Raw genomic sequence first — 25,815 nt, forward strand, 5'->3', positions numbered from 1 at the left:
GGATTGAAAACCATTGCCTGCTACAGCAACAAAGGTGGTGTGGGAAAAACCGCGACCTCGGTCAATCTTGCCTATGCTTATGCGCGTTCGGGTCAAAACGTGCTGCTGTGTGATCTGGATTCCCAAGGGGCGTCAGGATTCTACCTGCGGGTAAAGCCGTCAAAAAAGCTGACTGAAGCACGATTCTTCGAGGATGTGGAACGGTTTACCAAATCGATCCGCGCCAGCGACTTTGACCGGCTGGACGTCCTGCCTGCTAACCTGACCTATCGCGATTTCGATGTTTTCCTGTCGCGAATGAAAAACAGAAGATCCCGGTTGAAGAAAGCCCTGGTTGCGGCGGGCAGTGACTATGATGTGGTCATTCTGGACTGTCCGCCAAACTTTTCGACATTGTCCGAGAACGTATTCAAGGCTGCCGATCAGATTGTGGTTCCAGTCATTCCGACGACCCTGTCGGAACGGACATTCGATCAGCTGATCGGTTTTTTTGAACAGAAAAAACTGCCCAAAAAGAAGCTCAAGGCCTTCTTTTCCATGGTGCAACGGCGCAAGACCCTTCATCTGGAAACGATGGATGGAATGCGAAAGCTGTATCGCAAGAGGTTCATGAAAACGGTCATACCCTTCGCAGCCGATATTGAACGCATGGGTATGCACCGCGCGCCTGTCAGCGTTTATGCGGGCTCGAGCGTGGCAAGCCGGGCCTACAAGGCGCTGTTTGACGAGTTGGAAGCCCTGACATGAGCACGGAAATCGAACGTAAGTTTCTGGTGGCTGAACGGCCTGATCTGACAGAAACGCGCAAGGCCTTGGTGCGGCAGGGCTATCTGACTGCGCCAGACGATTCCACCGAACTGCGGTTGCGTCAGAAGAACGACGTTCATTACCTGACACTGAAGGGAAAGGGTGCAATGGTGCGTGTGGAAAGAGAGGCTGAAATCACACCCGAACAATTCAACACCTTCTGGCCCGAGACCGAGGGCCGCAGGGTCGAAAAAGAGCGCTATACCGGGGAGTTGCCGGATGGTCGGGTGTTTGAGCTGGACGTGTTTCTGGGCGATCTTGCGCCCTTGTCTCTGGTCGAGGTCGAGTTCACATCGGAAGCCGAAGCAGAAGGGTTCAGGCCGCCAAGCTGGTTCGGTACAGATGTGACCGGGGACAAGCGGTACAAAAACAAGATGATGGCGATTGACGGGATTCCCGACTAACCCTTTCGCGCCAGCGTCAGGGTTGCTTCAAGCCCCGGATTGCAATTGCGTGCCGAGAATTTGCCCCCATGCATGTGCGAAATTGCCGCGACCAGCGCCAGACCCAGCCCGGAATTGCGTTCGGTGCGCGCAGGATCAAGCGTGACGAATGGCAGTTGCAGGCGCGGCAGATCCTCGGGCGGAACACCGGGGCCCTGGTCTCTGACGCTAAGAAGAACGTAATCCTTTATTCCAGACAAGTTTATCGTAATTTCAGACCCTTCGGGCGCGTACCTCAACGCGTTTTCGAGTAAGTTTGACAAAGCCTGGGACAGAAGCGGTCGATGCCCCTGAATTGGCTTTGCTTCGCCGGACACTACAAGTCGGATACCCTGGTCCGCTGCGACAGGCTCGTACAGGTCCACCACGTCGCCCACCAACTGTTGCAGGTCAACTGGTTCGAACTGTTCCCGGCCCAGACCGGCCTCGGCGCGTGAAATCTCGGTCAACTGACCCAAAACCCGCAAAACGTGGTCGATTTCACCGGTCGCGCGGGCAATGTCGACTTCTCGGTCCAGATCACTCTTGCCGGGATCGGTCAAGGCTTCGATCCTTTGCCGAAGCCGCGAAAGGGGCGACCGCAAATCATGGGCAATCGAGTTTGATGTCGTGCGCAGGTTGCTGATCAGTTCTTCGATCCGGTCCAGCATGTTGTTCAGGGTGCCTGCGACCTGATCGAATTCATCCCCTGTGCCGCGAATAGGAATGCGGCGGCTCAGGTCGCCGGACACGATGTTGTCCGCGGTGTCCGCAACATCTTTGAGACGGGAAAACACCAGCCGGGTTAACAACCATCCGGTCAGCAGGCTCAGGAGCAGTGCAATGGCCAGGGCGAGCGCCACTGATTGAAACAAAACGCGGTCGAATTGCTGTCTGGCGGACGCGTCCCGACCAACCAGAAGCCTTTCGCCGCCGGGCAGCCGGACCGATGCCGCCGAAATCGGAACAAACTGATTGGATTCGGTTTGCCGCACCTGAAGATCGACCCAGCCGCTGCCTGCAGTCACATCGTCGGGCCATTGTGCGAGATTACCGGCAAGAGGTGTCCCAAACCTGTCTGTCAACAAATACAAAGCGTCGCGTTCCGCGGCGTTCGCAAGACGGCGATCAATGGCTGATATCAATCCGATCATGCCGCGTCTGTCGTATTCGTCCGCCAGCCCGGTCAGCTCGGCGGTTACGACAGACCGGGTTTCGCCTTCGATCGTTCTGTTTGCCGTCAAATAGACCAGTCCCAGAACGGTCGCAGTCAGCAATGTGCTGAGGATCATGCTGGCCAAAACAAGCCGCGTACGGGAATTTCGCAGGGACAGTCGCAGGTTAGCCATCAGAAATCATGTAACCGGCCCCCCGGACAGTTTCAATCAGGGGCTGGGCGTCGCCTTCATCCAACTGACGGCGGAGTTTTGAGATATGGACATCGACGACATTGGTATTGGGGTCAAAGTGATAATCCCACACGCCTTCCAACAGCATGGTGCGGGACACCACGCGGTTCTTGCGGCGCAGGAAGAATTCCAGGATCTGGAACTCGCGCGGGGTCAGGGAAATTTCACGCCCATCGCGTGTGACCTTGCGGGTCAACAGGTCCATTTCAAGGTCCCGGCAGTTCAGGGTCGGGTTTTCTTCGGCTTCCTGAGGGCGGCGCAACAGGGCCTCAATCCTAGCATGCAGTTCCTGAAACGAGAATGGCTTGACCAGATAATCGTCGGCACCGGCGCGCAAGCCTTTGACGCGCTCGTCAACAGCGCTCATGGCGGTCAGCATCAGAACGGGCGTCTTCAACCCGGCGGCGCGCATGGATTTGATCAGGGACAGCCCGTCAAGACCCGGCAGCATCCGGTCAAGGACGACAGCGTCAAATCCTCCGTCAGTTGCGTGGTACAGCCCCTCACGGCCATCGGCCGCAGTTTCGACAACATATCCTTCTTCGCCAAACCCCTTGGCGATAAAGTCCCGCGTCTCTTCGTCATCTTCGACGATCAGAAGGCGTCTGCTCATGATCGAGGTTCCTTTCTGCCGGGATTTAAACACAAATTTCAGATAAAGCACATGCCGGGTGCGACCAGGCACACCCGGCAGTGCCGGCAGGCTGCGGACAATTCAGACCCGCCGGCGAGGCGCGCGCCAAATTTCCCCATCACGTGGCACGCGCATGTCTCAGATCAGGCGATTTCGACCGCGACGAAGATCTGGTTGCCGCCGCGATTGATCAGAACCAGCGCAGGATCAGTCTTTTCGCTGTCCAGCGCCGCCTTCAGGGCCTCCGGAGTGATCGTGTCCTGACCGCCCAGTTTGACGATGACGTCACCGCGCCGTAGGCCTGCTTTTTCAGCCGGGCTGTCCGGCGACATGTCGGTCACGACGACACCTTCGACGGATTGGTCAACGCCCATTTCGGCCCGCGCGGCATCTGTCAGCGGGGCAACTGTCACACCAAGGGATGTACCGGACAGGGTCTCGTCAACCGCCTTGTCGGGTTCCGCCGATGCGGACTGATGCTGTCCGATGGTCAGTTTGACCTGTTCTTCCTTGCCGTCGCGCAACACGGTCAGCGTGCTGTCCGTGCCGACCTTGGTCGTGCCGACAAGAAGCGGAAGCTCGCTGCTGGAATCGACGCTCTGGTCATTGAAGCTGAGGATCACGTCGCCTTGTTGCAGGGCGCCTTCCGCGGGGCTGCCGGGTACGACATCCGACACAAGTGCGCCTGCTGACGACTCGATCCCCAATGCGGCCGCGAGTTCGGGGCTGACATTCTGGATCGAGACACCCAACCAGCCGCGGCTTACCTGACCATCATCCAAAAGGTCGGCGGTGATGTGTTCGACGATATTCGAGGTTACGGCGAAGCCCAGACCGACCGAGCCGCCGCTGGGTGAGTAGATGGCCGAGTTCACGCCGATTACTTCGCCTTCCATGTTGAACAGCGGGCCGCCCGAGTTGCCCTTGTTGATGGCCGCATCCGTCTGGATGAATTCAGCATATGGCCCTTGCGAGATGTTGCGACCCTTGGCCGAAACGATACCGGTGGTCACGGTTGAATGCAGACCGAACGGATTGCCGATAGCGACCACGTCTTCACCCACGCGGATTACTTCACTATCACCCATCTTGACGGCCTGCAGGTCCTCGCCCGCGTCGATTTTCAGAACGGCGATATCGGTCAGGGGGTCTGTCCCCACGATTTCGGCTTCGAAGGATCGGTCATCGCTCAGACGGACCGTAACCGTGGCGGCATTGTCTACGACATGGTGGTTGGTGACGATGTAGCCGTCCTCATCCAGCACAAATCCCGACCCCAGCCCCTGGGCCGGGCCGCGTTGGGGGGCATCGAAACCTTCAGGCATGCCGAAGCGCTTGAAGAACTCACCGAACGGGTGGCCTTCGAAATCAAACTCTTTTCCCTGAACCGGGGTAGGGGCGGCCTGTTGTTTGGCGATAATGGTCACGACCGATGGCGAAACGGATTCGACCAGGTCTGCCAGGGCTTCATCCGCCAACGACGGCAGGGCGGTCGAGGCCAGCATGGTTGCGCCCAGGGCGCTGGCGCCGATCCAGCCAGACGTGCGTGGTAAAAGAAGCGAGGATTTTCGGATGCTCATTTAGTTCTCCTGTTAACATCACGCGGTTACACCCGCGCGTTGAGACAGAAGATGCCGCTTCAGGCTTGGGCTTTCATGATCGCGAGATTAAGAAATCTTAATTCAGCCACATTCGGGCCTTCCTTTGTCACCAATCAGATCAACCGATACTGGGCGTGAACAGGGATCGCAGCTCACGAATCGGTGTATTGTTGCCAAAATCGCTGTCAATGGATGAAAACTGGTGAATTGAATCTGTTTGGTAAACAAAGGGGTCGCGCAAAGTTGTGCGGATCAGTAAATCGCTTTCAGGTTGTGAAGAGATATTATCTACTGACTAGACCTGAGTGTAACGCATTTTCTTTTTGCCGTTATTGATCACTCCAAACAATCATAAAACATCGGTTTGTAACTTGGCCATAAGAGCGTAATCGCGTTAAAGTTGAGCTTCAATAAGCGAGATGTTGCGCAAAAACTACCTGAATTCCTCGAAATTAACCGTTTCTTCCAATTTTAGATTGTTTGAAAGGGTCGGATAAGCGACGATGAAATTGTCCAAGCGAGGGGGAGCCAGAAGCACTAGGGGGTGCTGAAGGCTTACTCAGTACCAGAAGCGCTGAGCGGCATGTTAACGAGGGGGTCTTGTTTAGGTTCGGCAGCGTAATACCCGATAGCCTTGTAAGGTGGTTGGGTCGCGCTTTTGGAATTGGTGAAAAGTGGTAGTCTTGCTTTTGGGCAACCGGCCCGGTCGACAACGACCGGGCCGCGTCTATTTCGGGGGCCGTGTTCTGTGCCACTCGTCCCAGTCTTCTGGTGTATCCAGATCCAGCAGCGCGTTGCGTCCGGGCAGGCGGTGCAGATGAACCCTGTCGGAATGTGCACGCACAACGGATTGCGCACCTTCATCGCCCTTGAGTTGGCTCAGTAACGAAAAAAGCTTGTGGTCGAAAATGACAGGGTGCCCCGGCCTTCCGTTTTCTGTTGCACCACGCCAGATCAGTTTGTCCGGATGAGCTGTGACACAGGCCGCGACCGCCTCCAGATCATTGCCTGTTAATTCCGGAAGGTCCGCCAGCAGAACCATGACGGCTTTGGCTTCGGTTGGGATAGCGGCCATGGCACCGCGCAGGCTGGCGTTCATGCCTTCATCGGCATCCGGGATTTCCACCGCATGAACATCGAGTCCCTTTACGGCCCCGTAACGCGCATGCGGGGCGGGAGGCAGCGCAACAAAGACCGGCCCGACTGCCAACGCAGCCCGGGCCGAGCGGCGCAACAAAGGGATGCCATCGACATCCTGCATCAGCTTGTCTGCACCGCCCATGCGGCTGGATTGCCCTGCGGCCAGAAGAATGACGGGTATCTGAATCATTCCGCCATCATGCTGGGGCTGCAGCCCCGAGTCATCCCCGCATCCGCGCGCCATCCGCATCGAACAGCGGTTTTGAGATCACGTGCGCCTTGCGCATCTGGCCAAGTATTTCGATTTCAACTTCAAGTCCGTCGTGGGCGCGGTCAGCGGGCAGAAACCCCAGTGCGATGGATTCACCGGCGTAATGTGAATACCCGCCGGACGTGCAGAACCCGACAACTTCGTTGTCCAGCCAAATCGGTTCGTATGCGTTTACATCCGTGTCCTCCGCGTCGACTTCAAAGGCTACAAGCTGGCGTGTGGCACCGGCTTCCTTTTCGTGCTCGGCTGCCGCGCGGCCAATGAAATCAGCGTTTTTTGTAAACGAGATGAACCGATCCAGTCCGGTTTCCGCAGCAGTGTAATCCGGTGAAAACTCACGCATCCACGAGCCGAAAAACTTATCCAGACGAAGGCTCATTATCGCGCGCATACCAAACGGCACCATTCCAAACTGTTGACCGGCCTGCCACAAGGTCTGCCACAACTGTCGTTGGGCCATCGGGTCGCAGAACACCTCGTACCCCAGATCGCCGGTATAGCTGACCCTCTGAACAATACAGTCCGTCATGCCCACCGTCATTCGGCGCACATCCATGAACTTCAGACCTGATACGTCGTCCCGCGTACAGGCTGCCAGAACATCGCGGGCCAGGGGGCCTGCAACCTGAAATCCGTTCAGGCGATCGCTGATGTTTTCAATCTCGACATTTCCGGTTTGGTTCTGCCGGAACCAACGCATGTGAAATGCCTGGCTGCCGTAAGAGGCGGTCAGTTGAAATTCTGTTTCACCCAGACAGGAAATGGTGAAATCACCGATCAGTTTTCCTTTGGGAGAAAGCATCGGAGACAGGGACAGCCGCCCGACTTGCGGAATTCGTCCCGCCATGATCCGGTCCAGCCAGGCCCGGGCATCAGGTCCCGTGACGCGGTATTTTCCGAAGTTGTGAACCTCGTTGATACCTACGGCTTCACGAACCGCGCGCACCTCGCGACCGGTGGCCTCGAATGCGTCAGAACGACGGAAAGACGGGGTTTCGTGGTCCGGTTCATCGCCCTGGGCAAAGTAGTTGGGAACTTCCAGCCCGAATTGCTGCCCCCAGACCGCGCCCATGTTGCTGAAAATGTCATACATCGGTGTGGTTCGGTTTGGACGCGCAGCGGGCAGTTCCTCGTTCGGGTAGGCGACGCTGAACCTTTTCTGATAGTTTTCAATCACCTTCGGGCGGGTGTAGCCGGGGCTTATCCAATCGCCAAAGCGGGCAACGTCCATGGCAAAGACGTCCCGTTCGGGTTCGCCTTCGATCATCCACTGCGCCAGCGTCAGGCCAACGCCACCGCCTTGGCTGAATCCGGCCATCACGCCACAAGCTGACCAGTAGTTGCGCATGCCCGGCACCGGCCCGACCAGAGGGTTCCCGTCAGGTGCAAAGGTGAACGGGCCGTGGATCACGGATTTCACGCCCGCTTCGGCCAGAACGGGGAAGCGTCTATAGGCAAATTCGATACTGTCAGTGATTTTGTCATAATCATCGGGCAGCAATTCGTGGCCGAACTCCCACGGGGTTCCATCCACGGCCCAAGGCTTGCAGGGCTGTTCATAAAACCCAATGCACAGGCCGCGTCCTTCCTGCCGCAGATAGCTTTCGCCAGCGGGGTCCATCACATGCGGGTGTTCGCCGCCTGCGTCAATGATTGCTTCGATCTGCGGGATCGAGTCGGTAACGAGATACTGGTGCTCCATCGGATGCAGCGGGAAATAGATACCCGCCATCGCCCCGACCTCGCGGGCCCACAAGCCGCCAGCGTTGACAATATGTTCGGCGTGGATCGTACCCTTGTCGGTGACGACATCCCATGAACCGTCAGGCCGTTGCCGGGTTTCCCGAACCATGCAATGGGTTTCGATCGTGGCCCCGCCCATCCGGGCCGCCTTGGCATAGGCATGGGTCGTACCGGACGGGTCCAGATGCCCGTCGAGCGGATCATACAGCGCGCCGATGATGCCTTCGGTGTTGGTGATCGGCGCAATCTTGCGGATTTCTTCGGGCCCGACGATTTCAGTGTCCAGTCCCATGAACCGATGTTTGGCCCGTTCAGCCAGAAGCATGTCAAATCGGTCCTGATTATCGGCAAGCGTGACTCCACCCACGTGATGCAGCCCGCAGGACATGCCGGTGATCTCTTCCAGCTCTTTGTACAGGCGGATGGTGTAGCCCTGAAGGGCAGCCATATTGGTGTCGCCGTTCAGTGTGTGAAACCCCCCGGCCGCGTGCCAGGTGGATCCGCTGGTCAACTCTGACCGTTCCATCAGCATAACATCTGACCACCCAAGTTTGGTCAGGTGGTACAGGACCGAGCATCCGACGACACCGCCGCCGATCACGGCAACCCGGGTTGTGAGATTCATGATTTGCTCCACAAGGTTTTATGCCAGTCTGTATCGGCGGGCAGGGGATGCAACGCCAAATACGACATTGGGTGTCGCTTGGGCACGCAAACAATCGATTGCGTTGGGAGGCCGGACTCCTGCGGCTGGCTGCTATACCATCTTGCTTCAGAGTGGGCGGATCTTCAGCCCGGTGATCCGGTTGCCTTCCCGCGCGGTGACTTCAAAGCGGAACCCGTGGAAGGAAAAGACCTGTCCGACAGTCGGGATCATCTGCGCCTCGTGAATGACCAAACCGGCGACAGTGTTGGCCTCTTCGTCGGGCAGGGTCCATTCCATCGCGCGGTTGACGTCTCGGATCGTCATCGCGCCTTCGACCAGAAACTGCCCGTCATCGGTCCGCGTAATCGCTATTTCTTCGTCCAGATCGAACTCATCGGCGATTTCGCCCACGATCTCTTCAAGAATGTCCTCAAGCGTGATCAGGCCGCGGAGCGAGCCGTATTCATCGACAACCAGTGCAAAATGACTGTGCATGCGCAGGAATTCCCGCATCTGATCGTCCAAAGTAGTGGTTTCGGGAACGAAATACGGATCGGTGGCCACCTTGGAGATGTCGAAGGACTTCAGCCGGTCTGTGTCGCCGTCGTGTCCGCCCACCTGGGCATACATGGCGCGAAACAGGTCCTTGGCGTGCACGACGCCGACAATGTTCTCGGGCTCGTCGCGGAAGACGGGCAAGCGGGTGTGCGGGCTTTCCAGACATTGTTTCAGAATTTTTTCGGGCGCGTCGTCCGCGTCGATCATTTCGATATTGGATCGATGCAGCATGATCTCTTCCACCGCGCGATCGCCCAGATCAAGCGCGCCCAGAATGCGGTCCCGGTCTTCTTTTTCCACCACGCCTTCGGAATGTCCCAGATGCAGGGCGCCCGCGATTTCTTCGCGCACGGCAAGGATGTTGCTGTTGGGGTCAATCTGAACGCCAAACAGGCGCAACACGCCGCGCACCAGCAGACGCACCGCCGCGACGACAGGGGAAAACACCGTCACCACGATTCCGATGATAGGAGCCACCGCGGCGGCTGCTTTTTCCGCGTTCGTGATGGCATAGGTCTTTGGCAGAACTTCGGCAAAGATCAAAACCAACAAGGTCATCACCAGCGTTGCCAGCGCCACACCGCTTTCGCCGAACAGTCGCGTAAAAAGTGCCGTTGCCAGCGAGGCGGCAAGAATATTGACCAGATTGTTGCCCAGCAGAACCGAACCGATCAGTCGTTCATTGTCGTCGGTAATGTCCAACGCTTTTTGCGCACCGCGTGATCCCTTGTCGGCTTGTACCCGCAGCTTGCCGCGGGATGACGCGGTCAATGCCGTTTCGGATCCCGAAAAGAAGCCTGACAGAACAAGCAAAAATAGGATTGCGCCGGTGGTGAACCAAAAAGCGCCGTCGATCAGAGAAGAAGTGGGTTCCATCGTTCTTTATTGTTGATGCGGTTGCGATTGTTATGGGGGTGCCACCCCTCCGGATCAAGGGTTTAGCCCTTGTTGTCCGGGTCTTTCGCCAGCGGGTGATGCTCCAGCACCAGTTCTGACAGGCGTTCGTCCAGAACATGAGTGTAGATTTCCGTGGTCGCCACATCCGCATGACCCAGCAAGGTCTGGATCGACCGAAGATCTGCGCCATTGGCCAAGAGGTGGGTGGCAAAAGCATGGCGTAGAGTGTGCGGTGTGACCTTTTCGGGCGAAACCCCGCCCTGAACCGCCAGTTCCTTGACCAGCAAAAAGAACCTGTGCCGTGTCAAATGGCCGGACTTGCCCCGGGACGGGAACAGAAACCGGGATCTTTGCCCACCTTTCGCGACCGTTTGGTCTTCGGCCTCGTCCCGCAGGGGCAGCCATGCCGCCAACGCATCGCGGGCAGGCGGGGACAGGGGCACCATCCGCTCTTTCCCGCCTTTGCCCAGAACCAGAAGCATGCGCGGATCGCCACGCGCCGATGAAACCGGCAGCGAGACCAGCTCGGTCACGCGCATCCCAGTGGCGTAAAGAAGCTCCATCAGGCAGGTATTGCGAACCCGATCCGCGACACTGCGCCCGGTTTGGCGTGCGGCGTCCAGCAGCCTGTCGACCTCGGGTACATCCAGCGTTTTGGGCAATCGTTTGGGCCGTCCGGGACCCTTGATCTGAATGGCCGGGTTGGTGTCGCGCCAACCTTCCTCGAAGGCGAACCGGTACAATTGCTTGATGGCCGATAATCGCCGCGCGCGGGTCGAGCGGGACAACCCCTGCGCGTCGCAATCGATCAGATAGGCGTCGATCCGGTCCCTGTCGGCGTCAGCGAAACTCGAAGACCGCCGCTCCAGCCAGGCCGCAATATCTTTCAGATCACGCCCATAGGCCAGCAGGGTGTTGGTTGCCGCCCCAAGCTCGGCCGCCTGAGCCTGTAAAAAGGTCGAAATCCATAGGTCCTGAGTGGCCGGGGATGCCATTCTCAAACTCCTTGAAGGATCAGCAACTGAAGCGCCGCGCGACGGGCTGTATCTTCAAGTCCGACGCGGCGCAAAGTGGCGATGGCCGCGGTCAGGTCCACAAGATTTCCGCGGGCACCATGGGCAAAAAGGGTCATGGCCTCCAGAATGGCCTCGCCCAGCTGATCATTGGCCAGCAAGGTTTCGATGTCGGATGGGATTGGTGCGGCCCAGACAAACCCCTCGGCAACGGCATCTGCAAGTGGAGATGGTGATTTGGCACGACCGGGATCACCTTGCGCCAGTGCTGCCAGAAACTGTGCTCCTTGTTCCGTTTCCGGTATGTCAATTGCAGCGGTTTCGTACAATTCAGACAAAAGCAGAATGCGCCAACGCAAGGCTTCGGATGCGTCATCTGGCAGCGTAACCCGCGACAGCCGTTCGGCAAACAGTTCGGCAAAAGGAACTTCCAGCCCGATGTCGCGCATCTGTTTCCAGACCGTCAGCAGGGCTTCGGCAATGGAGTTGGGGTTCCCGGTTTCAAGCGCGCTTTCAAACCGTTGAACAGCCGCAACCCGATCCCAGACCGCGCCCGAGGCCGCAGGTTTGCGTTCGGTATAAAGGCCAAGCAACTGATTGGGGGTCAAAGCGCCGATTCTCGTCAAACGTTCGGCGGCCTCGATCTGGGCTTTCCAGCCTGCAACATCGCGCAGGTCCGCGTTTGCAAATGCTCGGGGCAAAGGGGCCGAGGGCAAGCGTTCGCCAATGGCTTCAAACAGCCGGAAACTCAGCGGATCGGGGTTTTCAGGCTGCGGCAGATAGGCGGCCCCTTCAAACAGTTCAGGGCTAAGGAAGCGATCAAGAACCGCCAGATCTTCGTCGGGCAGAATTTGCAACGCATGCGCGGCTTCCAGTGTCAGCGCGGCCGAGACCCAGTCTCCGCGGCGCGCCTTACAGAAGATTTGAGCAGCATAGTCGGTCGACAGATAAGGCTGTGCAATCAATGCGGTGCAGCTGCGGTCCTCGTCGCCAGTCAGAAGTGTGGCGTCAAACCAACGCTGAAATCGCGCCTGGCTGTCGGTTGGTCCGGCAAGCTGAACCAGAGACTGGGCGGGATCAGCGGCCCCCAATTGCATCAGCCGGTCCAGGCGGGCCAATAACAGCGTTTCTTCCGCTTCTGGTCCCGAGGGCGCCCGCGCTTCAGATAGCAGCAGGGTGAACAGCAATCTTTGCATCGCTGCATTGTATTTGACCGGAACATTCGCAATCAGTTCGGCCAAACGATCTGGATCGCTGTTCTGCCACAGATCGACGGGCAGCCCGGTGACCGATGATGACACGAGGCCCAGCGGTTGCGACAAAGCCTCGAGCGGTGTGACCTGGACGTCGGGCTGAATGCCGGTCTGGGTAACCGGGGGTTCCAGCAGAACGGTACCTGGCAGGTTTTCGGGCGGATCGGTCAACCAGTCAATGGCCGAGAGAGGTTCCTGTTGCGCTTGCGCCGTACTAGCCAGAACCAGCAAAACCGCCGCTGCTTTAATTCGCATCCAAATCAACCGGTTCGCGTATTTCACTTTGCGGGGCAGAGAAGTCCGCGCCGAAGTAGGGGCCAACATAGGTATAGGCGACCAACCCGATGAAACTCAGGCAAATGATATATATAACGAACTTGATCAAGCGGCCCATGGCTCAACGCTGCCTCAATTTTTGATTTTGACCAAGTTATAACTGGCAATTTTCACAAGATCACGTCATTCACGGTGAAATGAGCGAAATTAAGCATAACACCCGCACGGTTGACCCGTCAGCAGGCTTTGCACTGCACAAAACGGTTGTTTTGGTGGGAATGATGGGTGCAGGAAAGACGGCCGTGGGCCGCGCCCTTGCGGCGCGGCTTGGCGTGCCCTTTCTGGACAGCGATGCCGAAATCGAATCGGCGGCGAATATGACGATCCCGGAAATCTTTGAGCGCGATGGTGAATCCTTTTTCCGGACCAAGGAAAGCCAGGTCATCGGGCGTCTTCTGGATGAGGAAAAAGGCATCCTCTCGACCGGCGGTGGCGCATTTTTGTCGGGGGATAACCGACGGATGATCAGCGAACGTGGGGTATCGGTCTGGCTGCGCGCCGATCTGAACGTGTTGTGGAACCGTGTCCGGCACAAAGACACGCGCCCCTTGCTGCGCACGGCTGATCCCCACGCGACCTTACGCGCGTTGTATGAAGATCGCGTGCCGGTCTATGCGCTGGCTGATCTGACCGTTGTTTCGGACGGCGAAATTTCGATCGACAATATGGTGAACCGGGTAATCGAGTCTTTGATGACGCGCCCGGACGTTCTGGAACGAAAATAAATGCATCAAACCGTAAATGTGGAACTTGGAGATCGGTCTTACGACGTTGAGATTGGACCCGATCTGTTGGCGAAGTCCGGTGAGTTTATCGCGCCCTTGCTGCATCGGCCAAAAGTGGCGGTTCTGACGGACGAGAATGTCGCCGCATTGCATCTGGATGGTTTGCGCGATGGGTTGCAATCTGCAGGCATCGGCATGAGCGCGCTGGCACTGCCCGCCGGCGAGGCGACAAAAAGCTGGCCTCATTTTGAACGTGCGGTCGAATGGCTGCTGGCGGAAAAGATCGAACGGCGCGATGTCGTTGTCGCCCTCGGCGGCGGCGTCATTGGCGATCTGGCCGGATTTGCCGCTGCGGTGTTGCGGCGCGGTGTGCGGTTCGTGCAGATCCCGACCTCGCTGCTGGCGCAGGTCGACAGCTCGGTCGGTGGAAAGACGGGCATCAACGCACCCCAAGGCAAAAACCTGATTGGCGCGTTTCACCAGCCCTCACTGGTGCTTGCGGATACCTCGGTCTTGGGATCCATGACACAGCGGGACTTTCTTTCGGGCTACGGGGAAGTGGTAAAATACGGCCTGTTGGGCGATGCCGCGTTCTTTGAGTGGCTTGAAAAGAACGGGCCTTCGGTGTCGTCGGGCGATATGCAGTCCCGCGTGCACGCCGTTACCCGGTCCGTCCAGATGAAAGCCGACATCGTTGCGCGCGACGAGACTGAGCAGGGTGATCGAGCCTTGCTGAATCTTGGTCATACATTCTGTCACGCGCTCGAGGCAGCAACAGGATACTCGAACAGGCTGCTACATGGGGAAGGTGTCGCCATTGGGTGCGCCCTGGCTTTTGAACTGTCCTCGCGGCTGGGGCTATGCTCGCAGGAAGATCCCAGCAGGGTGCGGGCGCATCTTCGGGCGATGGGGATGAAAACGGATCTGGCTGACATTCCCGGTGAATTGCCGGGGGCCGAGGTGTTGGTGGATCTGATGGCGCAGGACAAGAAGGTCATTGATGGACAATTGCGGTTTATTCTGGCGCGCGGGATAGGTCAGGCTTTTGTGACCTCTGATGTTCCGCGCGATGCGGTCCTGTCCGTGCTTGAGGATGCTCTTTCAATCAACTGATTGTAAGGCGCTTTCAGCGACCGCGCAGAACCATCAGCTCACCGATATTTTCGCGTGTGATATACCCAATCATGCGCCCACCGGCAGTTCGGACGGCAATTGCGGGTGCGCCTTTGTGCAAACCGTCCAGAACGGTTTCCAGGCCACTGGTTAATTGAACCGACGGAATATCCGTCTCCATAATCGAAGTGGCAGGGTCCGATCTGGGACGATCTCCCTCAAGAGCGGCAAATAGGCGGTTGCGGGTCACGAACCCCAATAGGGTTCCGTCGGCTTCAATCACCGGAAACTCGTGCTGCGTGGTATGAATGACGGCCTGCGCCGCAGTGTCGAGCGTATCGCCGGGCGAAAGCGGATGAAATTCGGTGATCATGGCGTCGCGCGCCAATACCCGCCGGGCCACAGATCGCATTGCGACATCCTGACTTTCCGCGTTGGCCGCGATAAAAACAAAGACAGCTATGAGCACCAGAATGGGGTTGCCTGTATTCAGGCCGAGAAAGCCCAAACCAATCGCCACAACTTGCCCGCCCATTGCTGCGACGCGGGTGGCTTTGACCCGGTCCATCTTGAGGCATAGCAGGGCCCGGAAAACGCGTCCGCCATCCATCGGAAATGCCGGGATCATGTTGAATGCAGCAAGCAGGAGATTGATATAGGCCAACCGGTTCAGAAGTCCGATATGGACCGAGTCGATCTGGGCCATCGTTTCAATGGGCATGCTGGCCCCAAAAGTGACCAGCACAAACCAGATCACGATATTGACCGCCGGCCCGGCCAGCGCCACCCAGACCTCTTGCATAGGCTTTTCCGGCATGCGTTCAAGCCGAGCAAGGCCACCGATGGGCAAAAGGGTTATGTCCGGGGTTTTGATGCCGAACCGCCGCGCCATAAGCGCGTGCCCGAACTCGTGCGCCACCACACAGGCAAACAGCAGCAGGACAAAGATGATGTTTTGCAGGGCTGCGTTCCATCCACCCTGCGTATAGGCCGCGAACCCGATCCAGGCGAGCAACAGGAAAAAGGTGACATGGACCCTCAGTTCGGACCCGAGCAGCCGGCCGAGAGAGAAGGACCATGTCATGATATGTCTCCGCTATGCTTAGAACGGAATCTCGTCGTCGTCGATTCCGCCTGATGCAGGGGCCGGTGCGCTGGACTGGCCGCCGTAGGAGTCGCCATAGCCTCCGCCGGCCTGACCACCGCCATAGCCACCGGACTGGCTTCCGCCATATCCACCACCGCCGCCTTCACCGCGTGCATCCAGCATGACCAGGGTTGAGCCAAATCCTTGCAAAACAACTTCGGTCGAATAGCGGTCCTGGCCAGACTGGTCCTGCCATTTACGCGTCTGCAACTGACCTTCAAGATAGACCTTTGAGCCTTTGCGTAAATACTGCTCGGCCACGCGAACCAGACCTTCGTTGAAGATTGCAACCGTGTGCCATTCGGTCCGTTCGCGCCGCTCACCTGTATTGCGGTCCTTCCATGTCTCGGACGTGGCGATGCGAAGGTTGCAGACCTTGCCGCCATTCTGGAATGTTCGCACTTCAGGATCGCGGCCAAGATTGCCGACCAGAATGACTTTGTTGACTGAACCCGCCATGTATTTCCCCGTACTGTTCTGACTTGATCGCGCCCGAATCTGGCGCCTGTGTTCCTGAGCGACCCTATACGGACTGCGATCCGGTTGAAACCGAGTTGATGGTTACAACACCCGGCGGGAAAACTCTCAGGTTTTGTTTACCAAGCTTTCATTATTGGCTGGAATACCTATACTCCGGCAGAGTTTTGAGTGAGCAGGATAAGCATAAATGCGGTCTAAGATTGGTGGCTTCTTTGTTCTGGGCCTGTTGCTGGCGTCGGTTCCAGCCAGTGCGCAGACGTTGTCCAGCAAAAGCCGCAAGGACATATTCCTAAAGCAGGCCAAAGTCCTGGATAGCAGGTCCGCGACCCAGTACCGCGGGTCCGAGCGGCTCAAACCGAAATCCGCCCAGGGGAAATTCAACAAACGTTATACCGGCAAATACCGGGGGCAATATCTGGCGCTGGCCCGTGACGCTGCGCGCAAGCACAGCATCCCCGAAGACCTTTTCCTGCGGCTGGTGCAGCAGGAAAGTGGCTGGAACCCGACTGCGAAGTCCCACAAGGGGGCGCTTGGGCTGGCGCAACTCATGCCGCAGACCGCCAATCTGCTGGGGGTTGATCCGCTTGATCCAAAGCAAAATCTGGAAGGTGGCGCGCGGTACCTGTCGTGGCAATATCGCAAGTTCAAATCCTGGCCGCTGGCTCTGGCGGCGTATAACGCCGGCCCCCTGGCCGTGGAAAAGCACGGTGGAATACCGCCTTATGCGGAGACCCAGAACTACGTGAAGGTGATTTGGGGCGGCTGAAATGGCCTCGCTGCACTGCGGAGGGGCGGATTCTTGATCGCCGGGTGACGGTCGGCCTAACCTGAGAGGGAAAGCTCCATCACAAACGAGGCATCCGATGCCACACAATCGCCCGGACATCCCGCAAGGTACAATGGCCAATTGGCAGCGGTTGGTGGATCTTGTGGCGCAGCTTGCCGATGTTCCGGCCAGCCTGATCATGAAGACGGATGCGCCCGATCACAGGGTTCTGGTCACGTCCGATCACCCGCAAAACCCGTACCCCGTCGGCATGAACTTTCAGCTGCATCCGAAACTGTATTGTCAGGGCGTCTTCGAACGCGACGGTGAACTGGTTGTCGAGGACGCGACATGTGACCCGGTCTGGAACAAAAATGAAGACCTTGAACACGGCATGTCCTTTTATATCGGGTTGCCGCTGAAGTGGCCGGACGGCGAGATATTCGGAACGATCTGCGTGCTGGACCGCCACCGCAACCGCCGCGCGCTGCTTTTCCGCGAGGGATTGATCCAGTTCGCCCGCATGGTCGAAGCTGATTTGGCTTTGTTGCAGGAGGTTTATCTGCGCCGCGCGATTGAGGCGAAACTGAATGAGACGCTGGCGCAACTGGAAGACAGGGTTCAATCCCGCACGAAAGAACTGCGAGAGACCAACACAGCCCTGCGCGTTTTGTTGTCCAGCCTCGACGACGACCGGAAAAACCGGGACCAGAAGATTGTCGAGCAGGTTCGGGCCATGGTTCTTCCGTATCTGCACAAACTGCGTGATCATCTGAACGCGGAAGACGCCTCTCACGCGTATCTGGAGCTTGCCGAGGATAATCTGAAACAGATCACCTCGGATATCTCTGACAAGTTGTCGGACGCGTTTTCGATCATGACACCGACAGAAATTGAAATCGCCCAGCTTGTTATGACGGGAATGACCACCAAGGACATAGCCAAGGTTCTGTGCCGCGAAACTTCGACCATTGATTTTCACCGCAACAACATTCGCAAGAAACTCGGACTGGAAGGCCGCGATCAGAACCTGCGCAGCCATCTGCTCACGATTTCGTGAAGGCTCAGTATGGGGAATGCCCCCATATTACCCCCCGATATTTCTCGTCTGAGAATGGATACCTTTGCTTGTTAGCCTGCCTTTGAAGGTGCGGATCGTACCGCACCTAACCAACACGGAGGTCAGCACATGGATCGCAAGGATCTGAAGCCAACAATCATGAATGGATCACGGGACACACTGGCACCCGGCCTGTCGCGCCGATCATTCTTTCTGGCTGCTGGTGCGGCAGGTGTGGGGGCAGGGGCGTCTCTGGTTGCCGGATCGCCGGTACAGGCGCAATCGCAAGCTTGGCTTCAGCCCGGGAACAACAACCACGTCATGGACCTGCAGGGCTCGACCGGGCAGGCTTCGACAGGCGCTGTGGGGATTGACTATTACGGTCACTGCGCAATCAAGATCACATCGCCAAACGGGGCGACGGTTCTGTTCGACCCGTGGCGTGACGATCCGTCCGGTGCATGGGGGCTTTGGTTCCGCAATGAGTTTCCGCAGATATCCGTGGACATAACCATGTCGACCCACGCGCATTTCGATCCTGATGCGATCGAACGGCCGAGTTCGACCATGGTGCTGGACAGGATGGTCGGAAACTTTGAATTTGCCGATCTCAAGATTACCGGGTTTGCGGACAAGCATGCCTGCGTTGCGCCGGGCTGGTATGACTGGACCAATGCGCTGGCGGAATTCGGAGCCGAGGCCTGCCCGCCGAACAATGTCGGCCACATGGACATGGTCGTCTACCTCGTCGAAACCGGCGGGATCCGCACCCTGATCTGGGGCGACAACCGCCACAATCCGCCGCAGGAATTCTGGGATGCCATCGGGCAGGTGGATGTTCTCACCCTGCCGGTGGACGGATCCCAACACATCCTCAGCTATGATCAGGGCAACGATATCGTGGCCAGATTGAAACCCAAGGTAATCATCCCGACCCATTACCTGAACGAAGTGACGTCATACACGCTGACAACGTTGCAGTCCGCAGATGAATGGGTGAAAGCGCAAAAGAGCCATACGATGCTCGACAGTGCCGGTCTGAAACTGGAGGCCGGTGAGGTCGCAGGCATGGATCAGGAATTCATGCATTTCGGAAACAACGTCCTGACCGGGTGAGCACAAATCTGACCGGGGCTACCACTCACAACATATCCCGGGCGCCGTCCCAAAAATATGCGGCGCAAAAAAACAAAGGCCGGTCTGACGACCGGCCTTTGTCAATCGATTCACGTTGTCTATTCTGCGGCAATCTTGATGACCGGCTCCATTCGGGCAAGGATATCCTCGGCCAGATGACATTTGACCTGATGACCGTCTGCCAGTGTCTGGACGGGCGGGACGCGTTGCTCGCACAGCCCATCCGGAACCTGTGACTTCCACCGACAGCGGGTCTGGAACGGGCATCCCGGCGGCGGGTTCATGGCCGACGGAATATCGCCTTCCAGAACGATGTGCTCCTTCTGGATCGACGTATCCGCGATGGGCACCGCGCTCAGCAGGGCTTCGGTATATGGATGGTACGGTGGCGCAAAGACCTGATCTGTGGTCCCAAGTTCGACCACATGGCCCAGATACATCACCATTACGCGGTCGCTGAGATAGCGCACGATCGACAGATCGTGACTGATGAACAGCAACGTCGTCTTCTGTTTGCGCTGAATTTCCATCAACAGATCGGTCACGGCAGCCTGCACCGACACATCAAGCGCGGAAACGGGCTCGTCCGCCACAACGATGCGTGCGTCACCGGCAAAGGCACGGGCAATACCGACCCGTTGCTTCTGGCCGCCCGACAACTGACGCGGCATACGGTCGGCGAATGCGCGGGGCAGTTTCACCAGATCCAGCAGTTCCAGCATCCGCTTCTTGCGCTCTGCCTCGGAGTTGCCGACGCCAAAGATCTCCAAAGCGCGAATGATCTGACGCCCCACCGTCATCGAGGGGTTCAGCGTATCAAACGGGTTCTGGAACACCATCTGAACTTCGCCAACGGTCTTGGCGTCACGTTCCTCGATCGGGACCTGTTCGATATTGCGGTTGTCCAGAAGAATCTGACCGTCGGTGGCCGTTTCAAGCCCCATCAGGACCTTGGCAAAGGTGGATTTGCCGCAGCCGGATTCACCCACAATGGCCAGCGTCTCGGATTCATGCGCCTCGAAACTCAGCGTTTCGTTGGCTTTCACCACCTTCTTCTCGCCGCCACCGAACAAGGCGTTCGCCGCAACCTCGTAGTACTTCTTGAGGTTGTCCATCTTGAGAACGGTTCGGCCGATCTCGGCCTTTTCCTTCTGTTCGCCCACAGTGATCGGGGCGTTCCAGTCGATCTCCTGAAATTTTAGACAGCGCGTGTGGTGCCGGTCATTGCCGGGCACCGCCTGCATCAGGATGTCCTGCGCATCACAGCGCTCTTCCTCGAAATAATCGCAGCGCGGACCAAAGTTGCATCCCGGAGGCCGCTCATGGGGCAAGGGGAAATTCCCGGGAATGGCGACCAGCGGGCGCGAATTCTTGTCCGCCCCCGGCAGCGGTATCGACCGGAACAACGCCTGCGTATAGGGGTGCTGCATCTCGTCGAACACATCCTTGATCGAACCGCGCTCGACAGCCTCACCCGAATACATCACGCACAGCCGGTCGCAGGTTTCCAGAACCAGACCGAGGTTGTGCGAGATAAACAACATCGAGGTGCCGTATTTCTTGCCCAGATCCTTGACCAGTTCGACAACCGCCGCCTCAACTGTCACGTCCAGTGCGGTCGTCGGCTCGTCAAGGATCAGCAGTGCCGGTTTCGACATCAGCGCCATGGCGATCACGATCCGCTGCTGCTGACCGCCGGACAACTGGTGCGGGAATGAGTTCAACATCCGCTCGGGGTCGGGCAGACGCACATCGGTGACCACCTCCAGCGCACGGGCATAGGCCTCTTCAGCGCCCACACCCTCGTGGATCATCGGCACTTCCATCAGCTGCTTGCCGATCTTCATTGCCGGGTTCAGCGAGGCCATCGGCTCCTGATAGATCATCGCGATCTCGTTGCCGCGAATGTCGCGCAATTCCTCAGTGGTCATCTCGGACAGATCGCGACCCTTGAACTTGATCGTACCACCCACGACACGCCCGTTCTTCCCCAGGTCCTGCATGACACCCAGTGCAACGGTTGACTTCCCGCAACCGGATTCACCGACCAGTCCCACGGCTTCGCCTGGCTGCACACTGACCGAGAAATCCATTACGGCGGGTATTTCCCGCAGGCGGGTAAAGAATGAAATCGACAGCTTGTCGATCTCCAGGATCGGGCCGTCATATTCCGCCAGTTTGTTCATCGTTTCCTACTCCCTGATGAAGCTGTGCAAGCGACAATCTTCATCTTTTCGAAAATACTCCGGGGGTCCGGGGGCAGGGCCCCCGGCCTCGATCACATCAGTCCTTCAGACTTTCTTCGCGCAAACCATCTGCCAGCAGGTTCAAACCAAGAACCAACGACAAGAGCGCAAGCGCGGGCGGAAGGGCCGGGTGCAGATAGATCGACAACAGCTTGCGCCCCTCGTTGATCGTCGAACCCCAGTCCGGGCTTTCAGGCGGCAAACCCAGTCCGAAGAAACCCAACGTTCCCAGAAGGATGGTGGTATAGCCGATACGCAGACAGAAATCGACGATCAGCGGGCCGCGCGCGTTTGGCAGGATTTCCCAAAGCATGATGTACCAGGGACCTTCACCCCGGGTTTGCGCCGCCGCCACATAGTCGCGTGTCTTGATGTCCAGCGCGAGGCCACGGACGATACGGAACACGGTTGGTGAGTTCACAAAGACCACGGAAACGAACACGACGAGAATACCGCCCGGAATATCGAACAGATCCAGATAGGTAGGCAGACCCCAGATGCGATAGTCATCGGTGTTGATCACGTAACCGCCTGTCGAAATCAGCGACAGGTACAACCAGATCGCAACGCCCAATACTCCGATCAGAAGTGGCGTTCGGAATTTTGGCCGCGTGTAATAGCGTGAGTTCAGCAGCACCCCAAGGAACAGGATCGGGAACAGGAACAGGACGGCCGCCATGTAGTTCGGCACACCTGTCGCGACGATCTCCGGGGTGACCAGCAGATAGAACAGCAGGATCACGGGGAAGGCCAGGATCAGGTTGGCAAGGAACGACAGAAACGTATCCAGCCGTCCGCCATAGTAACCGGCCGGCAGACCCAATGTGATCCCGACCATGAACGCAAACATGGTGGCCAGCGGCGCGATCTGCACAACGATCCAGGCGCCCTTGACCATCCGGCTGAACACATCGCGCGCCAGATTGTCTCCACCCAGCAGATACCAGGCGAATTCGCCTTCCTCCAGATTTGGCAGCGGAGTGCCGGGGACCTTGTTCTTCATACCCGAGACTTGCGCCAGCGGGTCGTGCGTCACGATCAGGTCCATCGCTCCGAAGATGCCGGTAAAGACCCAGAACATGACAAGGCCAAAACCAATCATGCCGATTGGGCTGTCGTACAGTTTGCCGTACAAACCCAGCCGTCTCTTGAAGGCGATCGACATGGCGTAAAGTATGATCAGTGACACCCAGACAGGCAGGAATTGTTGCGAGATGGCCCCGATGATACCGGCACCGGTACCGAACAGGATGCCCAGCACGATATAGGCAAGCGCCAGGCCGACTGAGGCCAGAAAACTAAGGCGCAATGACGACTGTATCAGCCCCCGCACCCCGCCGGCCGAGCTGAGCGTGCCATCCGGATTGACGCTCACCTGGGCTTCGGGCAGGACGATACTGGCCAGAATCCAGACCACGATCGACAATACCAGTACCGCAATCGCGATCATCAGCAGGGGATTCAGAAAGGCGATAGAGCCGGTCCAGCTTAGAGGTTCCATGTTCTATCTCCCTTACGAAATGCGGATGCGCGGGTTGAGGTACACATAGCCGATGTCCGAGATCAGCTGCGTGATCAGCACCACGAAGACCGACACGACCGAGATTGCCAGCAACAGCTGAATGTCGTTGTTGCCCGCGGCCTGCACCAGCGCCCAACCGAAACCCTTGTAGTTGAACAGGGTCTCGACGATCACGACACCATTCAGCAGCCATGGGAACTGCAGCATGATGACGGTGAACGGCGCGATCAGTGCGTTGCGCAATGCGTGTTTCATAACGATATTGCCGAACGATACCCCTTTCAGACGGGCGGTCCGGATGTATTGAGCGGTCATCACCTCGGTCATCGAGGCGCGGGTCATCCGGGCGATATAGCCCATCCCGTAAAGGGCAATGGTCAGAACCGGCAGGAAGAAATTCTCGAATGTCGGGTTGTCCATCGCCTGTGTGGCCGTGCCCTTGAACCATTTCAGGCCGACGGTGGACGAGGTGAAGATCGCGATGAAGATAACGCCGGACACATATTCAGGTGTCGCTGTCGTGATGATCGAAAATGTCGACAGGGAACGGTCCAGCGCCGATCCTTCCCGCATTCCCGCCAGCACACCGACCAACAGTGCCGAAGGAACCATAAGGACCAGAACCCAGAACATCAGATACCCGGTATTCCCCAGACGCTTGGCGACAATGCTGCCGACGTCGTCCTTGAATACGGTCGAATAGCCCCATTCACCCTGCAGAACGCCGCAATAGCTGGGCGTCGTTTCCGGGGTCGTTCCAGGGCGCACACAGGTGCCGACAAACTGTCCGTCCGCCAGCGTGTTGGTGAACCCGGGGGCAACACCCAGCCATTGGCCGTATTTTATCAGCATCGGCTCTCTGTAGCCGCGGTTTTCAAGCCAGGCTTCCACCTGCTCGTCCGACATCCGCTGGTTGCCCTGTGTCTTGGCCAGTTTTTCAAGATTCGGGTAAAGATTGGTCAGAAAGAAGACCACGAATGTCAGACACAAAGCTGTAAGCAGCATCACGCCTGACCGACGGAGGATGAAAAGTCCCATGATGGCCCCGTTGTTCAGGTGTTCCGCAGATCATTGGACCATTATCTGGCCTCGGACATCCGACCCCGTGTCGGCTAGTCTGCGGCTGGAAAGGGGCGCCCCGATCAGGCGCCCCCGGTTTGCAGTCGGCAGTGTTTAGGCTGCCCAACCCCACTTGTAGTGGTGGTGTTCGAACGACACGTGCATGTCGGTGCCAACCAACCCGTCCTTCATGTGACGGTAGAGTGCGCGCCAGTAAGGCTGGATCGTCACACCTTCTTCCTGGATCAGCGCGGCGCCACGTGCAGCGACCTCGCGGCGTTTGTCCGCATCCGCGATGGCAAGCGCTTCGTCGAGGATCGCGTCGAAGTCAGGATTGGACCAGCCGAATTCGTTCCAGGCTTCGCCCGATTTGTAGGCCAGCGCCCAGATCTGAACACCCAGTGGACGGTGGTTCCAGTTGGTCGAGCTGTAGGGATATTTCACCCAGTCGTTCCAGAAGGTGTTGCCCGGCAGAACGGTCCGTTTGACGTTGATGCCCGCATCGCGAAGTTGCGCAGCCACGGCGTCGGTTGTGTTGCGGCGCCAATCGTCGTCGATCGAGATCAGCTCGTGCTCGAAATCGGCCATACCGGCCTCTTCCATCAGCTTGCGCGCACCTTCCGGGTCGACCTTCTGCGGCGGCAGCTCAGGGTATTCCGGGTGGATCGGACCGACGTGATGGTTTTCGGCAGTTGTGCCACGGCCGCCATAGCCCAGTTCCAGACAGACCGAGTTATCCACGGCCATCTGAAGCGCCTGGCGTACACGCTTGTCCGCATAGGGTTGCTTGCCGTCAACTTCGGCCAGCTGGTTCGGACGGACTACAATCGAAGCCATGGTGATAACTTCGGATTTCACGTAGCCGAGGCCGTCCATGACGTCGATGAATTCACCAACCGACTCATACAGCATGTCGACTTCGTCAGATTCCAGAGCTGCCAGCCACGCAGACGGGTCGGTGCCGTAGTCAATGTATTCGATACGGTCGAGCGCCGGACGGCCGAAGACTTCCTCGCCCCACCAGGTATGTTCCTCGTTGCGGACAAGAACACCTTTGACGCCGACTTCCAGTTCACTCATCAGATACGGACCGGTGCCCACGTTGTTCAGCAGGTCATTTTCGCTGAAGGACTGGTGAACGATCGCTGCCGGATAGTCAGACATGCCCGCAATCAGCGAAATGTCGGATTTGGGCAGGTTCAGCTTTACGGTTGTGGGATCCACGACCTCGATGCCACCTTCGATCGCCTGACCCGTCCCTTCATCGACCAGCGTTGCAAAGCGACCCGCCATCGAGTTGGTTTCCGAGGACTTGTCGCACCAGCGCGCAATGTTGAACGCCACATCGTCGGCCGTGAAGTCGTCGCCATTGTTCCACTTCACACCCGGACGAACCTTGAGGGTATATTCTGTCGCGTCGTCGTTGATTTCCCAACCTTCCAGCAGCATCCCCCGGAATGTACCGTCCGAGTTATACTCGACCAGATACTCAAGTGTACCGCGGCTGTAGTTGCCGATTTGGGACCAGTCATAGGTGCGCGGATCTTTCAGGGCGCGAACCTCGGTCTGAACACGGATGGTTCCGCCTTCCTGTTTGGCATCTTCACCAGCGGCGCGCGCCGGAGCTGCCAGGCCGATCATGCCGTATGCCGCAGCAGCCGTAACACCCAGCCCCGTGGCGCGGGTCAGGAACTCGCGGCGGCTCAGCTTGCCGTCACGGTATTCCTGCGCGTGCATCTCTGCCGCCCAGTGAACTGGTGCCCCGGTCATGGTACGATTTTTCATCAAGATGTCTCCCTGTGGTACATTTGTCGATTTAGTGTGCTCGGA

Annotated in this window: 21 protein-coding genes; 7 read left to right on the forward strand and 14 right to left on the reverse strand. The window is 57.9% G+C overall.

Features of this window, described 5'->3' with window-relative positions; all coding sequences use genetic code 11:
* Positions 1 to 3 precede the first annotated feature (3 nt).
* Both ACR0CG_RS15485 and ACR0CG_RS15490 read left to right on the forward strand, forming a co-directional pair.
* The gene (locus ACR0CG_RS15485) at positions 4 to 747 is read left to right on the forward strand and encodes an AAA family ATPase (protein WP_170806214.1); all 744 of its coding nucleotides are present in this window, start codon (positions 4 to 6) and stop codon (positions 745 to 747) included.
* On the forward strand, positions 744 to 1,211 hold the full coding sequence (locus ACR0CG_RS15490) for a CYTH domain-containing protein (protein WP_170806215.1): 468 nt from the start codon (positions 744 to 746) through the stop codon (positions 1,209 to 1,211). The genes ACR0CG_RS15485 and ACR0CG_RS15490 overlap by 4 nt, the downstream gene beginning before the upstream one ends.
* Here the strand turns inward: ACR0CG_RS15490 and ACR0CG_RS15495 are convergent.
* The 8 genes from ACR0CG_RS15495 to ACR0CG_RS15530 form a co-directional block, all read right to left on the reverse strand.
* Positions 1,208 to 2,578 carry a sensor histidine kinase gene (locus ACR0CG_RS15495; protein WP_480526054.1) on the reverse strand — a complete coding sequence of 457 codons (1,371 nt, stop codon included), beginning with the start codon at positions 2,576 to 2,578 and terminating at the stop codon, positions 1,208 to 1,210. The genes ACR0CG_RS15490 and ACR0CG_RS15495 overlap by 4 nt on opposite strands.
* Positions 2,571 to 3,251: a response regulator transcription factor gene (locus ACR0CG_RS15500; RefSeq protein WP_170616300.1), complete on the reverse strand. Its 681-nt coding sequence runs from the start codon at positions 3,249 to 3,251 to the stop codon at positions 2,571 to 2,573. The genes ACR0CG_RS15495 and ACR0CG_RS15500 overlap by 8 nt, the downstream gene beginning before the upstream one ends.
* 164 nt (positions 3,252 to 3,415) lie before the next feature.
* Entirely contained in the window at positions 3,416 to 4,852 is a 1,437-nt protein-coding gene (locus ACR0CG_RS15505) for a DegQ family serine endoprotease (protein WP_480526056.1), read from the reverse strand.
* Positions 4,853 to 5,600: 748 nt separating this feature from the next.
* Positions 5,601 to 6,203 carry a nucleotidyltransferase family protein gene (locus ACR0CG_RS15510; RefSeq protein ID WP_480526057.1) on the reverse strand — a complete coding sequence of 201 codons (603 nt, stop codon included), beginning with the start codon at positions 6,201 to 6,203 and terminating at the stop codon, positions 5,601 to 5,603.
* Positions 6,204 to 6,234: 31 nt separating this feature from the next.
* Positions 6,235 to 8,652, reverse strand: a complete 2,418-nt coding sequence (locus tag ACR0CG_RS15515) for a GcvT family protein (RefSeq protein WP_480526059.1) — start codon at positions 8,650 to 8,652, stop codon at positions 6,235 to 6,237.
* Between the two features lie 147 nt (positions 8,653 to 8,799).
* A complete protein-coding gene (locus ACR0CG_RS15520; RefSeq protein ID WP_170616307.1) occupies positions 8,800 to 10,107 on the reverse strand; it encodes an HlyC/CorC family transporter in 1,308 nt (435 codons plus the stop codon).
* 62 nt (positions 10,108 to 10,169) lie between these two features.
* On the reverse strand, positions 10,170 to 11,123 hold the full coding sequence (locus ACR0CG_RS15525; RefSeq protein WP_480526062.1) for a tyrosine recombinase: 954 nt from the start codon (positions 11,121 to 11,123) through the stop codon (positions 10,170 to 10,172).
* 2 nt (positions 11,124 to 11,125) lie between these two features.
* Positions 11,126 to 12,649, reverse strand: coding sequence for a hypothetical protein (locus ACR0CG_RS15530; protein ID WP_480526064.1), 1,524 nt, complete (start codon positions 12,647 to 12,649; stop codon positions 11,126 to 11,128).
* Between the two features lie 218 nt (positions 12,650 to 12,867).
* Here ACR0CG_RS15530 and ACR0CG_RS15535 point away from each other — a divergent pair, with 218 nt between their 5' ends.
* Positions 12,868 to 13,455, forward strand: a complete 588-nt coding sequence (locus ACR0CG_RS15535; RefSeq protein WP_480526066.1) for a shikimate kinase — start codon at positions 12,868 to 12,870, stop codon at positions 13,453 to 13,455.
* On the forward strand, positions 13,456 to 14,568 hold the full coding sequence (gene aroB / locus ACR0CG_RS15540) for a 3-dehydroquinate synthase (protein WP_480526068.1): 1,113 nt from the start codon (positions 13,456 to 13,458) through the stop codon (positions 14,566 to 14,568).
* Between the two features lie 13 nt (positions 14,569 to 14,581).
* Here the strand turns inward: aroB and ACR0CG_RS15545 are convergent, their stop codons facing one another.
* Complete coding sequence (locus tag ACR0CG_RS15545) at positions 14,582 to 15,652, reverse strand: site-2 protease family protein (RefSeq protein WP_480526069.1); 1,071 nt, start codon at positions 15,650 to 15,652, stop codon at positions 14,582 to 14,584.
* A gap of 18 nt (positions 15,653 to 15,670) precedes the next feature.
* Positions 15,671 to 16,174, reverse strand: coding sequence for a single-stranded DNA-binding protein (gene ssb, locus ACR0CG_RS15550; RefSeq protein ID WP_480526070.1), 504 nt, complete (start codon positions 16,172 to 16,174; stop codon positions 15,671 to 15,673).
* Positions 16,175 to 16,382: 208 nt separating this feature from the next.
* On the opposite strand from ssb, the gene ACR0CG_RS15555 reads away from it, so the two are divergent.
* The 3 genes from ACR0CG_RS15555 (at position 16,383) to ACR0CG_RS15565 (ending at position 19,137) form a co-directional block, all read left to right on the forward strand.
* The gene (locus ACR0CG_RS15555) at positions 16,383 to 16,961 is read left to right on the forward strand and encodes a lytic transglycosylase domain-containing protein (RefSeq protein WP_321253332.1); all 579 of its coding nucleotides are present in this window, start codon (positions 16,383 to 16,385) and stop codon (positions 16,959 to 16,961) included.
* Between the two features lie 97 nt (positions 16,962 to 17,058).
* A complete protein-coding gene (locus ACR0CG_RS15560) occupies positions 17,059 to 18,021 on the forward strand; it encodes a LuxR C-terminal-related transcriptional regulator (RefSeq protein ID WP_480526073.1) in 963 nt (320 codons plus the stop codon).
* A 129-nt stretch (positions 18,022 to 18,150) separates the two neighbouring features.
* Complete coding sequence (locus tag ACR0CG_RS15565; RefSeq protein ID WP_480526075.1) at positions 18,151 to 19,137, forward strand: MBL fold metallo-hydrolase; 987 nt, start codon at positions 18,151 to 18,153, stop codon at positions 19,135 to 19,137.
* Positions 19,138 to 19,256: 119 nt separating this feature from the next.
* On the opposite strand, the gene ACR0CG_RS15570 is transcribed toward ACR0CG_RS15565, so the two are convergent.
* From ACR0CG_RS15570 to ACR0CG_RS15585, 4 genes are all read right to left on the reverse strand, one after another.
* The gene (locus tag ACR0CG_RS15570) at positions 19,257 to 21,344 is read right to left on the reverse strand and encodes a dipeptide ABC transporter ATP-binding protein (protein WP_480526076.1); all 2,088 of its coding nucleotides are present in this window, start codon (positions 21,342 to 21,344) and stop codon (positions 19,257 to 19,259) included.
* A 97-nt stretch (positions 21,345 to 21,441) separates the two neighbouring features.
* The gene (locus ACR0CG_RS15575; protein ID WP_480526078.1) at positions 21,442 to 22,905 is read right to left on the reverse strand and encodes an ABC transporter permease; all 1,464 of its coding nucleotides are present in this window, start codon (positions 22,903 to 22,905) and stop codon (positions 21,442 to 21,444) included.
* A gap of 12 nt (positions 22,906 to 22,917) precedes the next feature.
* Entirely contained in the window at positions 22,918 to 23,964 is a 1,047-nt protein-coding gene (locus tag ACR0CG_RS15580; RefSeq protein ID WP_170676800.1) for an ABC transporter permease, read from the reverse strand.
* Positions 23,965 to 24,099: 135 nt separating this feature from the next.
* A complete protein-coding gene (locus tag ACR0CG_RS15585; RefSeq protein WP_480526080.1) occupies positions 24,100 to 25,770 on the reverse strand; it encodes an ABC transporter substrate-binding protein in 1,671 nt (556 codons plus the stop codon).
* Positions 25,771 to 25,815: the final 45 nt, after the last annotated feature.

The organism is Ruegeria sp. AB8, assembly GCF_056542605.1.